General features: G+C 69.2%; 10 protein-coding genes. 3 read left to right on the top strand and 7 right to left on the bottom strand.

The genetic code is table 11. The features are described from left to right. Positions 1 to 89: 89 nt before the first annotated feature. Both AAID08_RS05075 and AAID08_RS05070 read right to left on the bottom strand, forming a co-directional pair. Positions 90 to 1643: a HAMP domain-containing sensor histidine kinase gene (locus AAID08_RS05075; protein WP_054501780.1), complete on the bottom strand. Its 1554-nt coding sequence runs from the start codon at positions 1641 to 1643 to the stop codon at positions 90 to 92. Then, entirely contained in the window at positions 1643 to 2344 is a 702-nt protein-coding gene (locus AAID08_RS05070; RefSeq protein ID WP_006388986.1) for a response regulator, read from the bottom strand. Before AAID08_RS05070 ends, AAID08_RS05075 begins: the two co-directional genes overlap by 1 nt. 222 nt (positions 2345 to 2566) lie before the next feature. Between AAID08_RS05070 and AAID08_RS05065 the strand changes: the two genes are divergently transcribed. Then, positions 2567 to 3871, top strand: coding sequence for a fimbrial protein (locus AAID08_RS05065; protein WP_395757423.1), 1305 nt, complete (start codon positions 2567 to 2569; stop codon positions 3869 to 3871). Between the two features lie 94 nt (positions 3872 to 3965). Beyond that, positions 3966 to 5795 carry a DNA helicase RecQ gene (gene recQ, locus AAID08_RS05060; protein ID WP_395757422.1) on the top strand — a complete coding sequence of 610 codons (1830 nt, stop codon included), beginning with the start codon at positions 3966 to 3968 and terminating at the stop codon, positions 5793 to 5795. Positions 5796 to 5898: 103 nt separating this feature from the next. On the opposite strand, the gene AAID08_RS05055 is transcribed toward recQ, so the two are convergent. Next, positions 5899 to 6954, bottom strand: a complete 1056-nt coding sequence (locus AAID08_RS05055) for a cytochrome d ubiquinol oxidase subunit II (RefSeq protein ID WP_054501782.1) — start codon at positions 6952 to 6954, stop codon at positions 5899 to 5901. Continuing rightward, a complete protein-coding gene (locus AAID08_RS05050) occupies positions 6951 to 8294 on the bottom strand; it encodes a cytochrome ubiquinol oxidase subunit I (RefSeq protein ID WP_054501783.1) in 1344 nt (447 codons plus the stop codon). The genes AAID08_RS05055 and AAID08_RS05050 overlap by 4 nt, the downstream gene beginning before the upstream one ends. A gap of 136 nt (positions 8295 to 8430) precedes the next feature. Here AAID08_RS05050 and AAID08_RS05045 point away from each other — a divergent pair, with 136 nt between their 5' ends. After that, positions 8431 to 10197 carry a glutamine--tRNA ligase/YqeY domain fusion protein gene (locus tag AAID08_RS05045; protein WP_064523363.1) on the top strand — a complete coding sequence of 589 codons (1767 nt, stop codon included), beginning with the start codon at positions 8431 to 8433 and terminating at the stop codon, positions 10195 to 10197. Positions 10198 to 10474: 277 nt separating this feature from the next. Here the strand turns inward: AAID08_RS05045 and AAID08_RS05040 are convergent, their stop codons facing one another. From AAID08_RS05040 to AAID08_RS05030, 3 genes are read right to left on the bottom strand one after another with little or no spacing between them, the layout of a single operon-like run. After that, positions 10475 to 11467 carry a tripartite tricarboxylate transporter substrate binding protein gene (locus AAID08_RS05040; RefSeq protein ID WP_080977322.1) on the bottom strand — a complete coding sequence of 331 codons (993 nt, stop codon included), beginning with the start codon at positions 11465 to 11467 and terminating at the stop codon, positions 10475 to 10477. Between the two features lie 50 nt (positions 11468 to 11517). Further along, positions 11518 to 12771, bottom strand: a complete 1254-nt coding sequence (locus AAID08_RS05035; RefSeq protein ID WP_395757421.1) for a CaiB/BaiF CoA transferase family protein — start codon at positions 12769 to 12771, stop codon at positions 11518 to 11520. Then, positions 12768 to 13694: a hydroxymethylglutaryl-CoA lyase gene (locus AAID08_RS05030; RefSeq protein WP_395757420.1), complete on the bottom strand. Its 927-nt coding sequence runs from the start codon at positions 13692 to 13694 to the stop codon at positions 12768 to 12770. The genes AAID08_RS05035 and AAID08_RS05030 overlap by 4 nt, the downstream gene beginning before the upstream one ends. Between the last annotated feature and the right edge of the window lie 71 nt (positions 13695 to 13765).

The raw sequence follows: 13765 nt of genomic DNA, 5'->3' as shown, positions 1-13765 counted from the left end.
AACGACTGGATACTGAGCGGGATGCTGCATCGTACCGTAACCGCTGGGCCCGGGGCGGGGTCCGCGCCCAAAACGCCCCCGGGGCGGAATCAGGCGCCGTCCACGACCGGCAGCTTGACCCGCACGCACAGCCCGCCCGACTCGGCCTGCAATAGTTCCAGCGAACCGCCGTGCGCGCGCGCGATGGCCTCGGCCAGCGCCAGCCCCAGGCCGACGCTGCCGGTGCGGGTACGGGCGTCGTCCAACCGGCTGAAGGGTCGCAGCGCCTCCAGGCGCCGCTCCGGCACGATGCCAGGGCCATGGTCGGAGACATCCAGCACCGCGTAGCGGTCCTCGCGCCGCAGGCCGATGTCGACGGGCGGCGCGCCATGGTTCAGGGCATTGCCGATCAGGTTGTCGAGCAGGCGCCCCAGCGCCACTGCGTCCCCGTGCACGACCAGCGCGTCATCGCCGCCAGCGGTCTTGAGCGTAACGTCGGTGCCGGCGCCGCGCCAGGCATTGACGCGCTCGGTCAGCCAGTCGGGCAGCGCCATTGACGCATAGCGGTAGGCAGCCGGATCGGTGCCGCGCACGAAGCCGATGAACTGGTCGACCATATGCTGCATGTCCTGCAGGTCGGTGCGCAGGCCTTCCTTGAGGGCCGAATCGTCGGCCAGCTCGATGCGCAGCCACATGCGCGACAGCGGTCCCTTGAGGTCGTGCGGCAGGCCCGACAGCAGCGTGCGGCGCACGGAATCGGATTCGGACAGCGCGTCCAGCATGGCGTTGAAGCGTTCGCCCAGCACCCGGGTCTCGTGCGGACCGGAAGGCTCCACCCGCTGCGGCTGGCCCGCGGCCAGGCGGTCGGCGGCGTCGGCCAGACGGGTGATGGGGCGGGTGATGTGCCAGGAAAACCCCACCGCCAGCAACAGCAACAGGCCCAGGCCGCCCAGCCAGGCGGCGATGAAAGGCGTGGCCACGGGCGGGTCCAGACGGTCCAGCGGGATCACCAGCCACTCCCGCAGGCGCGGCGCATCCTCGCTGGCCGGGTTGGGCGCCAGCGAGATGAAGATCTCCGGCGTGGGGCCGCGCGACAGCGCCACCCGGGTGCCATCGTTCAGGCGCTCGTTGAGCTGCTGCACCAGCCCGCGCAGGTCGCGGCGGATGTCGTCGGGTTCGGGCTTGTAGCGGCGGATGTGCTCTTCGCGTTCACGCTCGCGTTCGGCGTGGCGTTCTTCGCGTTCGACTTCACGCTCGTCGCCGCGCATCTCGGGCGGCAACGGCGGCCCCTGGATCTGGGCGCTCGGTGGTGGCGGCGGCGGAGGCGGCGGATGCTGCGCATTGCGCGGCGGCGGCCGGCGGCCATTGAAGCGTTGCAGCTTGGCCTCGGCGGGCAGCACCCGCGACCACAGGCGCCACTGGTTCTGCGAGGCGGCGCGCACGAAGTCGGCGCGATCTTCGGCGGGCACTTGCGACACGGCGGCGCGCAAGGTGCGGATGGTGGTGGTGATGTAGCCGATGGCCACGTCTTCCATGAACTTGTGGCGGAAGTACGAGACCGTCACCAGCGTCGCCGCCTGTGTCAGCAACACCGATCCGAGAATCAGCAGGATCAGCCGCGCCCGCAGCGAACGGGGCACCAGAAAGCCGGCGGAGAAGCGCATCAGGGCGAGAACCGGTAGCCGATGCCCCAGACGGTCTGGATCCAGCGGGGTTGCTTGGGATCGTCCTCGATGACGCGGCGCAGGCGCAGGATGGCGATGTCGATGGCGCGATCGTTGCGCTCGCCGGCGTCGTCGTCGCGCGCCAGCGCCAGCAGGCGTTCGCGCGACAGCGGCTTGCCGGCGTTGCGCACCAGGGCTTCGAGCAGGTTGATTTCGCCGCCGGTGAGCTTGACCACGGTGCCGTCGCGCGACAACTGGCGGGTGGAGGGGTCGAACAGGAAGGGACCAAACGCAACCGGGGCGTCCTTGGTCAACGCGGAAGGGCCGCGCTTGCGCCGCAGCACTGCCTCGATGCGGGCCAGCAGTTCGCGCGGATCGAAAGGCTTGCCGACGTAGTCGTCGGCGCCGGCCTCCAGGCCGATGATGCGATCGACGGCCTCGTCGCGGGCGGTCAGCAGGATGACGGGGATATCTTCGCCTTGTTCGCGCAGGCGACGACAGGCGTCGGCGCCGTCGCCGCCGGGCAGCATGCGGTCCAGCACCAGGAGGTCCGGGGCGTAGCGGGTGATGCGCGACGGCAGGTCGCTGGCGTCCGGCGCGAGCAGCGTGTCGTAGCCGTGGCGGTTCAGGTAGTCGGCCAGCAGTTGCCGCAGGGCCGGATCGTCGTCGACGACCAGCAGCTTGGTGTGGTGATTGTCCATGGATGCCATAGTGGAGCCGACCGCCTCTGGCGGCAAGAGCCGGGAAATCATCTGAAATATACCTGTTGCACGATGTTTGCCGGCGATGCCGACCCGTTGCCGCCGACATCGCCGCCAGCCGGGACTGGCCCTAAAATACTGGACATTGCCCCGCATACGCTGGTCCGGTTTACTAAAAATCGTTTACAGCTGGGGCAACGTCCCCTTTCTACACTGTTGGTTATGGTCGCCCCTGCATCCTGGCGCAGGCGGCTGCTGCACACGGCGTTGACGGCTGGCCTGGCCAGCCCGTTGATCCCCGCGTCCGGCGCGCCCGCCGCCCCCTCGTCTCCCCCGCCGGCCCCGGCCTATGTGGCGCGCGGCATCGGCGCCCTGTCGCCGGTGCAGCCGGTGCCGGTGCGGCCCGCGCCCTCGATGGCGTCGCGGGCGGTGCCGCTGGACCCGACACCCTGCGACCTCCAGGGCGCCGAGCCGGCCATGGACACCAGCGTGGCGGGCGGCGGCGAGGACGAAACAATTCCGGGGACGGGACCCAGCCTGTCGGGGGATGCTGCGGCTGGCCCGCTCGGGTGCGAAGCGACCCAGACGGCCGCGGCGCCCGCCGATGCGCCGGATTACTCCTTCGACCTGGAAAGCGGGGACATACCTCGGGTGCCCGTGGTCGTGATCTCCGGCGTATCGCGGCCGAGCCGCCCCTGGTTCGCCTCGGTCAGCGGCCAGGACGGCCTGCGCTACGGCGGCGACCGCAACTGGGTCTACCGCAACACCACCGGTCCGTCATTTTCGGTGGGCAACATCAACGCCAATGCGCCCGCCTGGGGCAGCAGCGCGCCGGTCGGCGGCCTGCAGATCTCCAACCTGCCAAGCACCACGGCGCCGCTGGCCGAGGGCAGCTTCGGTTATTCGTCCTCACTCGGCCGGCTCAACCGCATGGATCCGTCGGCCACTTCCGGGGCGGTCGACTATGGCGCCTCGGTCGGCAACAGCACCGTGCGCTACGGGCTGACGCCGGTGCTGACGCTTGAAGGCCAGATGCAGAGCGCGCCGTCGCTGACCACCCGCGGCATGGGCACCACCTACGCCGCCGGCGACTACGGCACCTTCCAGGCCGGCGCCACCCAGAGTTCGTTCGATGCCGCCAGCGCCTGGCGCTACCGCTTCGGCTACAGCGTGGACGTGGCCGACGCGGTCAACCTGGGCTACACCAACGAGCAGATCGACGCCGGCTTCGGCGACCTGTCGACCTATTCCGGCGGCGTGGCCGCGGCCCCGCAGACCCGCAACACCCTGACCGCCGGGGTGCCGATCACCGGCTGGGGCACGCTCAGCGGCACCTATTCGGGCCTGCACGAAGGTTCGGCGCTGGCCGAGCAGCGGGTCGGCCTGAGCCACAGCATGTTCGTGGCGCCCAAGGTCAAGCTGGCGGTGGGCGCCGACCGCGACATCATTTCGGGCAATTACGAGTGGCGCGCCAACCTCAGCATGCCGGTGGACACCTTCATGCGCGGCACCTGGCTGAGCTGGTGACGCGGCCGGGCCGGTGGACGAAAATGCCCCCGCGCGCCCGGGTCGCCGGATTTGCGGCTTAAAATCCCCGCCATGATGCTCACGGCCTACCCCCATGTCTGACACGCGCGCCCTCGGAGTCCTGCAGCGCGTTTTCGGTTACGAATCCTTCCGCGGCGACCAGCAAGCCATCGTCCAGCAAGTCATCGACGGCGGCGACGCGCTGGTCCTGATGCCCACCGGCGGCGGCAAGTCGCTCTGCTACCAGATCCCGTCCCTGGTGCGCGAAGGCACCGGCATCGTCGTCTCGCCCCTGATCGCGCTGATGCAGGACCAGGTCGACGCGCTGACCGAGCTGGGCGTGCGCGCCGCGTTCCTGAATTCGACCCAGGAATGGCGCGTGGCCCGCGACGTCGAACAGGCCTTCCTGGCCGGCGAGCTGGACCTGCTGTACGTGGCGCCCGAACGCCTGCTGACCGACCGCTGCCTGCAACTGCTGGAACGCGGCAACATCGCCCTGTTCGCCATCGACGAGGCCCACTGCGTGTCGCAATGGGGCCACGATTTCCGGCCGGAGTACCTGGGCCTGTCGATGCTGCACGAGCGCTGGCCCGACGTGCCGCGCATCGCGCTCACCGCCACCGCCACCGCCGAGACCCGTAACGAGATCGCCCAGCGCCTGTCGCTGACCGACGCGCACCACTTCGTCTCCAGCTTCGACCGCCCCAACATCCGCTACCGCATCGTCGAGAAGAACGAGGTGCGCAAGCAGTTGCTGGACATGATCCGCACCGAGCACGAGGGCGAGTCCGGCGTGGTCTACGCGCTGTCGCGGGCACGCGTCGAGGAAACCGCCGAATTCCTCTGCAACCAGGGCATCGACGCCATGCCCTATCACGCCGGGCTCAGCCCCCAGGTGCGCGCCGCCAACCAGGCGCGCTTCCTGCGCGAGGACGGCGTGGTCATGGTCGCCACCATCGCCTTCGGCATGGGCATCGACAAGCCCGACGTGCGCTTCGTGGCGCACATCGACCTGCCCAAGTCGGTCGAGGGCTACTACCAGGAAACCGGCCGCGCCGGCCGCGACGGCCTGCCCGCCACCGCCTGGCTGGCCTACGGCCTGCAGGACGTGGTGCAGCAGCGCCGCATGATCGACGAATCCCCCGGCGACGACGCCTACCGCCGCCGCCTTGGCCAGCAACTGGACGCCATGCTGGGCCTGTGCGAAACCGTGGAATGCCGCCGGGTGCGGCTGCTGGCGTACTTCGGCCAGCACATCACGGCCTGCGGCAACTGCGACGTCTGCCTCGACCCGCCGCAGGCCTGGGACGGCACGGTGGCGGCGCAGAAGGTGCTGTCCGCCGTGTACCGGCTGTGGAAGGAACGCGGCCAGCGCTACGGCGCCGGCCACATCATTGACATCCTGCGCGGCAAGGTCACCGACCGCACCAGGCAGCACGGCCACGAAACGCTCAGCGTGTTCGGCGTGGGCGAAGACCTCAGCGATACCGCCTGGCGCGGCGTGCTGCGCCAGTTGCTGGCGCAGGGCCTGCTGACCGTCGACAACGAAGGCTACGGCACGCTGGCCCTGACCGAAGGCAGCCGCGCCGTGCTCAAGGGCGAGCGCCAACTGATGCTGCGGCGCGAATCCGAAAAGAAAGCCCGCTCCGGCAAGACCGGCGGCAGCCGCGCCAAGGCCGCCGCGATCGACCTGCCCGCCGAACTGCAACCGGTGTTCGAGGCGCTGCGCGCCTGGCGCGGCGAAGTGGCCAAGAGCCACGGCGTGCCGGCCTACGTCATCTTCCACGACGCCACGCTGCGCGAAATTGCGCTGGCCCAGCCCGACTCGATGGACGCGCTCAGCCACATCAGCGGCGTCGGCGCGCGCAAGCTGGAAGCCTACGGCGAGGAAATCCTGCAGCGGGTGGCGCGGCCGGTGCTGTAAGGCCGGGCTTGGCGCGGCATCCCCGGGAGCCGGGGCGGCCGACGGCGGCGGCGCGCCACAGTGGATGGCATGGCCATCCGCCGTCGCCTCACCCCCGGCGGCATCAAGGCGACGGCGGCGGCAACAGCGGCACGGGCGCGCGCTCCTTGCCGAACACCGAGCGATAGGCCAGGATGTTGAACACCAGCACCACCGGGATCCCCACCACCGCGCCGGCCATCACCAGGCGCATCGAGCCCAGCGCGCCAGCGCCGTCCCACAGCGTCATGTCGTCCAGGATCAGATAGGGGAACAGGCTGTAGGCCAGGCCGCTCAGCATCAGCAGGAACAGCGCCACGCACAGCACGAACGGCAGCCAACTGAAGCGGTCGGCGCGGCCCGGCAGGCGCGCCAGCAGCATTTCGGCGGCAACGAAGCCCGCCAGCATCAGCACCCATACGGTGGCCGCGAGGCTCAGGTGGGCGATGTTGCTCCATTTGTAGAAGATGCCGGCGTTGGCCAGGCCCAGCGTGACGGCGATGGCGACCATGCCGACCGCGGTCCAGCGGATCGCGTGCCGCGCCCAGTTGGCCGCGCGGCGCTGCAGCTCGCCGTCGACCCGCATCACCAGCCACGACGCGCCCAGCAGCACATAGGCGGCCACGGCGCACAGGCCGACGAACAGCGCGAACCAGCCATAGCCGGCGTCGGATTGGTAGCCAGTGGCAATGCGCCCTAGCAGCATGCCCTGCCCAAAGGCGGTCATCAGCGAACCGGCCCAGAAGGCGAAGATCCAGCGCGGCTTGGCCTCGTTGCGGGCGCGGATGCGGAATTCGAAGGAGACGCTGCGCAGCACCACGCCCAGCACCATGAAGGTGAGCGGCCCGTAGAGTTTGCCCAGCACCGCGCCCCAGGCGAATGGAAAGGCGGAAGCGAACAGCCCCATGCCCAACAGCAGCCAGAATTCGTTGGCGTCGCGCCAGGGGCTCAGCAGGCTCATCATGCGGCCGCGTTCCTGCTCGGGCGCGAGCTGCAGCAGGATGCCCACGCCCAGGTCGAAGCCATCCAGCACCACGCCGGCAGCGACCACCACGAACAGCAGGCCCATGAACGCCAACGGCATCCAGAAGGAAGGATCATCGGGACTGAGCCCCTGCGAGGCGGCGAGCATGGCGATCATGGCGTTCCCCCGCCCAATTTGCGCACCGGCACCACGCCGTAGCGCGCCGCATGGAACAGCATGCCGGCGAAGGCGGCCAGCAGCAACGCGTACAGAAGGCCGTACCCGACCAGGCCGTACAGCACGGTGCTGGAAGACATGGGGCCCAGCACCTCGGTCTGGGTGATCGTGCCGTTGACCGCGAAGGGCTGCAGGCCGATGATGGACACCCACCAGGCGGCCACGACGGCGATACCGCCGGAAAACATCATGCCGCACAGCACGCGCTGCCACCATTGCGGGACCGCCGCGACATCCATGCCGCGGCGCCAGGTCAACAGAAGCGTGACCCATGACACCGCCAGCATCAGCAGGCCCAGCCCCGCGGCCACCCGTAGCGACCAGAAGGTGAGCGCCACCGGCGGCAGCATGCCGGAATACTTGTCCAGCCCCTGGTAGGTGCCGTCTTCATTGCGGTGCAACCACATGCCGCCAGCGTTGTTCCAGGTCCAGTCGGCCACGTTGACATGGTTGCGGGCGTCCGGCCAGCCGAACAGCACCAGGCGCGGCTCGGCGCCGCTTTCCCAGTAGCCGGCGGCGGCGGCGGCCTTGGCGGGCTGGTACTGCGCCACCATCTGGCCGGCGCCCGAGGCCACCGGCAATTGCAGCACGGAAGCCAGCGCGGCGATCGCCAGGCCGGTCTTGAAGGTGCAGCGCTCGCCGTCGTCCAGCGGACGGCGCAGGGCCTGCAGGGCGGTCACGCCCATCATCAGGAAGGCGGCCGCCAGGGCCGAGCCCACCACCACCACGGCCATGCGCCAGCCGACCGAGGGGTTCAGCACCACCGCCACCCAGTCGTAGACCTGGTAGCGGCCATCGACCAGCACAGCGCCGTCCGGCGTCTGCATCCACGATTGCAGCGCCAGCACCCAGAACAGCGCCACCAGTTGCCCCACGGCCACCATCAGCACCGCCAGGGTGTGGGCGCCGTCGGACACGCGGCGCTGGCCGAACAGCATGACGCCCAGGAAACACGACTTGAGGATGAAGACCGACAGGATGCCGTAGCCCAGCAGCGGACCGGCGACGTTGCCGATCTTGTCCATCAGGCCGGCCCACAGGCTGCCGAGCTGGATCAGCACGGGCACGCAGGCGGCCAGTGTCAGCACGAAGGACAGGGCGAAAATGCGCACCCAGAAGCGGTAGGCGGCGGTCCAGCCGCCCTGCCCCGAGACGCGGGCGCGTATCTTGAAAAACAGCAGGACCCACGCAAGCGCCAGGGCCACGGCCAGGAACAGCGCCAGGAAGCTCAGGCTGGCCACGAATTGCGCGCGGGCCAGGGAAAGGGTGGAGATATCCATGATGGCCCGTAGTGTAGAGCCAGTTACACGACAATGGGGGCCAGTTTGAAACCGCTTGCAGCGAGCCAAAAATGGCTTGTCCCGGGAACGTGGCAAAATTGACGCTTTGTCGCTGCTTTTTCCTATTCTTTCAAGAATGACCTCCGCCACGACGCCGACCCCCGCCGCATCCAATTTCCTGCTCAACATCGTCGAAGACGACCTGCAAGCCAACCGCTTCCAGGGCAAGCGTTGGGCGGGCAAGCCTGGGCCGGCCTCCGTGCAGCAGCAGGGCGAACCCGATCCGGCGAAGATCCGCACCCGTTTTCCGCCGGAGCCGAACGGCTATCTGCACATCGGTCACGCCAAGAGCATCTGCGTGAACTTCGGCCTCGCCCGCGACTTCGGCGGCGTCTGTCACCTGCGCTTTGACGACACCAACCCCGAGAAGGAAGACCAGGAGTACGTCGACGCCATCATCGAGGCCGTGCACTGGCTGGGCTTCGACTGGAAGGCCGACGGCCGCGACAACCTGTATTTCGCCAGCGACTACTTCGGCTATATGTATGAGTTCGCCGAGGCGCTGGTCGAGGCCGGCCACGCCTACGTCGATGAACAGAGCCCCGACGAGATCCGGGCCAACCGCGGCACCCTGACCGAACCCGGCGTCGACTCGCCCTGGCGCAACCGCCCGGCCGCCGAGTCGATCACGCTGCTGCGCGAGATGCGCGACGGCAAGCATCCGGACGGCAGCCTGGTGCTGCGCGCCAAGATCAACATGGCGTCGCCCAACATCAACCTGCGCGACCCGGTCATGTACCGCGTGCGCCACGCCACTCACCACCGCACGGGCAACCAGTGGTGCATCTACCCGATGTACAGTTGGGCGCATCCGGTGGAGGACGCGCTGGAAGGCATCACCCATAGCGTCTGCACGCTGGAGTTCGAGGACCAGCGCCCGTTCTATGACTGGATCCTGGAACGCTTGGCCGAACTGGGCAAGCTGGCCCGGCCGCTGCCGCACCAATATGAGTTCTCCCGCCTGAACCTGAGCTACGTGGTCACCAGCAAGCGCAAGCTGCTGCAACTGGTGCGCGAAGGCCACGTGGATGGCTGGGACGATCCCCGCATGCCGACCATTTTCGGCCTGCGCCGCCGCGGCTACACGCCGGCCTCGATCCGCCTGTTCTGCGACCGCACGGCAGTGTCGAAGTCGGATTCGCGCATCGACTACAGCCTGCTGGAGCAGGCCGTGCGCGACGACCTGGACCCGATCGCGCCGCGCTCGGTGGCGGTGCTGGATCCGCTCAAGCTGGTCATCACCAATTACCCGGAAGGCCAGACCGAGATCTGCACGGCGCCGCGCAATCCGCACGATCCGGAGGCCGGACTGCGCGAGTTCCCTCTGTCGCGCGAACTGTGGATCGAGCGCGATGACTTCCGCGAGGAAGCGCCGAAGAAGTATTTCCGCCTGTTCCCGGGCAACCTCGTGCGCCTGAAGTATGGCTATGTGGTGCGCTGCACGGGCTTCACCAAGAACGAGGCCGGCGAGGTGGTCGAGGTGCAGGCCGAGTACCTGCCGGAGACGCGCAGCGGCACGCCGGGGGCGGACAGCGTCAAGGTCAAGGGCAATATCACCTGGGTCAGCGCGGCGCATGCGGTGCCGGCGCAGATCCACCTGTACGACCGCCTGTTCGCGGATCCGCGGCCGGACGGCGGCGACAAGGATTTCCTGGCCTGCCTGAATCCGAATTCGAAGGAGACGGTGACGGCGTGGCTGGAGCCGGGCACGGTGGCGACGCCGGGGGCGACGTGGCAGTTCGAGCGGCTGGGGTATTTCACGGCTGACTTGAAGGAGTCGACGGTGGAGAAGCCTGTGCTGAATCGGGTGGTGACGTTGCGGGATTCTTGGGCGCAGGGGTGAACGTGGGTTGCTCTGCCGAGTGATGCAAAAGGCGCCTTCGGGCGCCTTTTTTCATGGCCAGCAGGGAGGGTTCTTCGTAGGCCGCGCGAGGCGCTACCGGTGTGGAGACATGGAGTGCTGCTGGACCTTGGGGTTCTGGAGAGGGTTGCGGGGCCCGCCAAAATCGGCCGCGCGGGCGGCCGGTTTTGGCATACGTGGTGTCTGGCGTCGGGGCGATGGGCGCTGCGTGGAGGGGGCGTGGTGGTTGCTTGGGGGCGGGGACGCCCCCCGCCCTCTTTCAGTCCAGTTTGATGTTGGCGGCCTTTACTACGTCGGCCCACTTGGCGGTTTCGCTTTTCATGTAGGCCTCGAAGTCAGCGGGGGTGCCGCCCAGGGGTTGGCTGCCTTCGTCTTCCAGGCGCTTGATGACGGCGGGTTCCTTGAGGACGGCCTGCATGCGGGCGTTGAGCTGGTTGACCATGTCGGCGGACATGCCGGCGGGGCCGACCAGGCCGGTCCAGGCGGAAGCTTCGAAGCCGGGGTAGCCGGATTCGGCCACGGTGGGGACGTCGGGCAAGGCGGCCAGGCGGGCGTTGGAGGTGACGGCCAGGGCGCGCAGCTTGTTGGCGGCGAGCAGGGGGAAGGCGGTCTGCGGGGTGATGAAGTAGAGGTCGGTCTGGCCGCCGACCAGGTCGGTGACGGCGGGGCCGGCGCCCTTGTAGGGGACGTGCAGGAACTCGACGCCGGCACGGCGCGCGAGCATGACGCCGGACATGTGGCCGATGGTGCCGTTGCCGGCGGAGGCCAGGCGCAGTGAAGCGGCGGGTTTTTTCCTGGCGTCATCGACGAGGTCGGCCAGGGTCTTGTAGGGCGAGTCGGCGCGCACCACCAGGACCACCGGCTGGGCCGCCACCAGGCCGACCAGGGTGAAGTCCTTCTTCGGGTCGAAGGGCATCTTCGGGTACAGCGCAGGGTTGATCGCGAGGTTGGCGGCCTGGCCCATGCCGACGGTGTAGCCGTCGGGCTGGGCGCGGGCCACGTAGTCCATGCCGATGTTGCCGGTGGCGCCGGGCTTGTTCTGCACCACCAGGTTCCAGCCGGTGGCCACGCCCAGGCGCTCGGCCAGCAGGCGGCTGACGACGTCGGTGCCGCCGCCCGGCGGCATCGGCACGACCAGGTTGATGGGGCGTTCAGGATAGGCGGCGATGGCGGGCGCGGCGCCGGCCAGGGTGGCGACGGCGATCGCGGCCGCGGCCAGGCGGCGCGGCATGAGGCGCGAAAGGACTTGCATGAGGTTGTCTCCAGATGGGATGCGTAGCGGGACGGCCGGGGCCGGCCGGGTCAGTTCACGGGCCCGACGACGCCCGCTTCGGTCAGGGCCGCGATCTGCGTCGCGCTCAGCCCCAGGGTTTCCAGCAATTGGGCGCCATGCGCGCCCAATGCCGGGGGATCGATACGTACGCCGGGGCGGCGGCCGCCCAGCGTGATGGGCAGCAGCGGCACCTTGGCATGCGCGTTGGCCGCGCCGCTGCCCGCACCGCTGCCCGCACCGTCTTGCGGCAGGGCGATTTCGGCCAGGCCGCCGGTGGCGGCCAGGTGCGGATCGGCGAACAGGTCCTGCGGCTTGGCGATAGGCGCGTAAGGCAGGCCGTGCGCCTCGAAGCGGGCGGCGATGGCGGCGGCCGGCTCGGACGCCAGGCGTTCGCGCAGGATCGGCATGAGCCAGGCGCGGGCCTCGACCCGGTCGTTGTTGCCCGCCAGGCGCGCGTCGGCGGCCAGGTCGGCAAAGCCGAAGGCGTCGCAGAACAGTTTCCACTGGGTATCGGACACCACGGCCAGGAATATCTGCTCGCCGTCCTTGACGGTGAAGACGTCGTACACCGCCCATGCGGAGATGCGGCTGGGCATGGGCGCGGCCGGCTTGCCGGTGACGGCGTACTGCATCATGTGGTGGCCGACCAGGAACACGTTGTTCTCGAACAGCGCGCTCTGCACTTCCTGGCCGCGGCCGGTGCGCTGGCGCTCGAGCAGCGCGGCCATGGCGCCCATGGCGCCGAACATGCCGCCCATGATGTCGTTGACGGCCGCGCCCGCCCGCAGGGGGCGTCCTTCGGGGCCGGTCATGTAGGCCAGGCCGCCCATCATCTGCACCACCTCGTCGAGCGCGGTGCGGTGCTGGTAGGGACCGGGCAGGAAGCCCTTGTGCGAGACGTAGATCAGGCGCTCGTTCAGCTTTGACAGCGTGGCGTAGTCCAGCCCCAGCCGGGCCATGGTGCCGGCCTTGAAGTTCTCGCTGACGATGTCGGCGGTGGCGATCAGCTTGAGCACCAGTTCGATGCCGCGCGGATCCTGCAGATTGACTGGCAGGCTCTTCTTGTTGCGGTTGAACATGGTGAAGAAACCCGCGCCCGAGCCTTTCAGGCGGCGCGTGTTGTCGCCCTGCACCGGCTCGATCTTGATGACCTCGGCCCCCAGGTCGGCCAGCATCATGCCGCAGGTGGGGCCCATCACCATGTGGGTGAATTCGACCACCCGCACGCCTGTCAGCGGCAGCGCCGGTTCGTCGCTGGCTGGATGTGCGTCATGCGTGCTCATGCGGCCTCCCGCGCGTAGGTGAATCCTTTCGGCAGGCCCGCGTCGGGCACGTGACCGTACAACGGTTCGCCCGGCAGCCCGTCGCGCAGCGCGGCGCGGGCCGCCATCAGCGCGTCGACGTCGATGCCGGTATCCAGGCCCATGGACTCCAGCAGGAACACCAGGTCCTCGGTGACGATGTTGCCGGTGGCGCCGGGCGCGTAGGGGCAGCCGCCCAGGCCGCCCTGGCTGGCGTCGAAGGTGTCGACGCCGGCTTCCAGCGCCGCCACCACGTTGGCCAGCCCCTGGCCGCGGGTGTTGTGGAAATGGGCGCCGCCGGCGCGCGCGCCCAGCTCGGCGCGCAGCGCCCTGAACAAGCGACGCACCTGCGCCGGATTGGCGTAGCCGGTGGTGTCCGACAGCCCGACCTCGTCAACGCCCAACTGCGCCATGGCCACCGCCATGCGCAGCGTGTCGGCTTCCGGCACCCGGCCGGCCAGGGTGCAGCCGAAGGCGGTGGACAGCCCCGCCTCCAGCGTCACGCCAGGAAAGCGGGCATCGCGCAGCGCCACCACCGCCGCGACTTCGTCACGCATCTGCGCGTGGGTCTTGCGCACGTTGGCCAGGGAGTGGGCCTCGCTCACCGACACCGGCAGCGTGACCTTGGCCGCGCCGGCCTCGAAGGCGGCCTGCGCGCCGCGCAGGTTGGGTGCCAGCGCCGCGACGTGCAGGCCGGGCAGTTCGCGCGCGCCCACCACCACTTCGGCGGCATCGGCCATCTGCGGCAGCAGCTTGGGCGGCACGAACGAGCAGACCTCGATTTCGCGCAGGCCGGCCGCCGCCAGCGCGCCGATCCAGCGCAGCTTGGCGGGCGTGGGCATGACGGCGGCGATGCTCTGCAACCCATCCCGGGGGCCGACCTCGCTGACTAGAATCTGGGGCATTGACTTTCTCCTTATCGTTCTATAAGATAGAACTTCGTTCTATAAATTATTCCCCATCCGGATTCCGGGTG

The organism is Achromobacter sp. EB05, from assembly GCF_044232075.1.
Classification (GTDB): Bacteria; Pseudomonadota; Gammaproteobacteria; order Burkholderiales; family Burkholderiaceae_B; genus Achromobacter; species Achromobacter dolens.
The sequence above is the reverse complement of the archived record's forward strand: the minus strand, read 5'-3'. Positions and strand labels throughout refer to the sequence as shown.

Bases quoted from the DNA above. Each gene is read 5' to 3' on its own strand.
- AAID08_RS05070 (WP_006388986.1), bottom strand. From the start codon at position 2,344: ATGGACAATCACCACACCAAGCTGCTGGTCGTCGACGACGATCCGGCC.
- AAID08_RS05055 (WP_054501782.1), bottom strand. From the start codon at position 6,954: ATGATCGCCATGCTCGCCGCCTCGCAGGGGCTCAGTCCCGATGATCCT.
- AAID08_RS05040 (WP_080977322.1), bottom strand. From the start codon at position 11,467: ATGCAAGTCCTTTCGCGCCTCATGCCGCGCCGCCTGGCCGCGGCCGCG.
- AAID08_RS05030 (WP_395757420.1), bottom strand. From the start codon at position 13,694: ATGCCCCAGATTCTAGTCAGCGAGGTCGGCCCCCGGGATGGGTTGCAG.
- recQ (WP_395757422.1), top strand. From the start codon at position 3,966: ATGTCTGACACGCGCGCCCTCGGAGTCCTGCAGCGCGTTTTCGGTTAC.
- AAID08_RS05035 (WP_395757421.1), bottom strand. From the start codon at position 12,771: ATGAGCACGCATGACGCACATCCAGCCAGCGACGAACCGGCGCTGCCG.
- AAID08_RS05075 (WP_054501780.1), bottom strand. From the start codon at position 1,643: ATGCGCTTCTCCGCCGGCTTTCTGGTGCCCCGTTCGCTGCGGGCGCGG.
- AAID08_RS05050 (WP_054501783.1), bottom strand. From the start codon at position 8,294: ATGGATATCTCCACCCTTTCCCTGGCCCGCGCGCAATTCGTGGCCAGC.
- AAID08_RS05065 (WP_395757423.1), top strand. From the start codon at position 2,567: ATGGTCGCCCCTGCATCCTGGCGCAGGCGGCTGCTGCACACGGCGTTG.
- AAID08_RS05045 (WP_064523363.1), top strand. From the start codon at position 8,431: ATGACCTCCGCCACGACGCCGACCCCCGCCGCATCCAATTTCCTGCTC.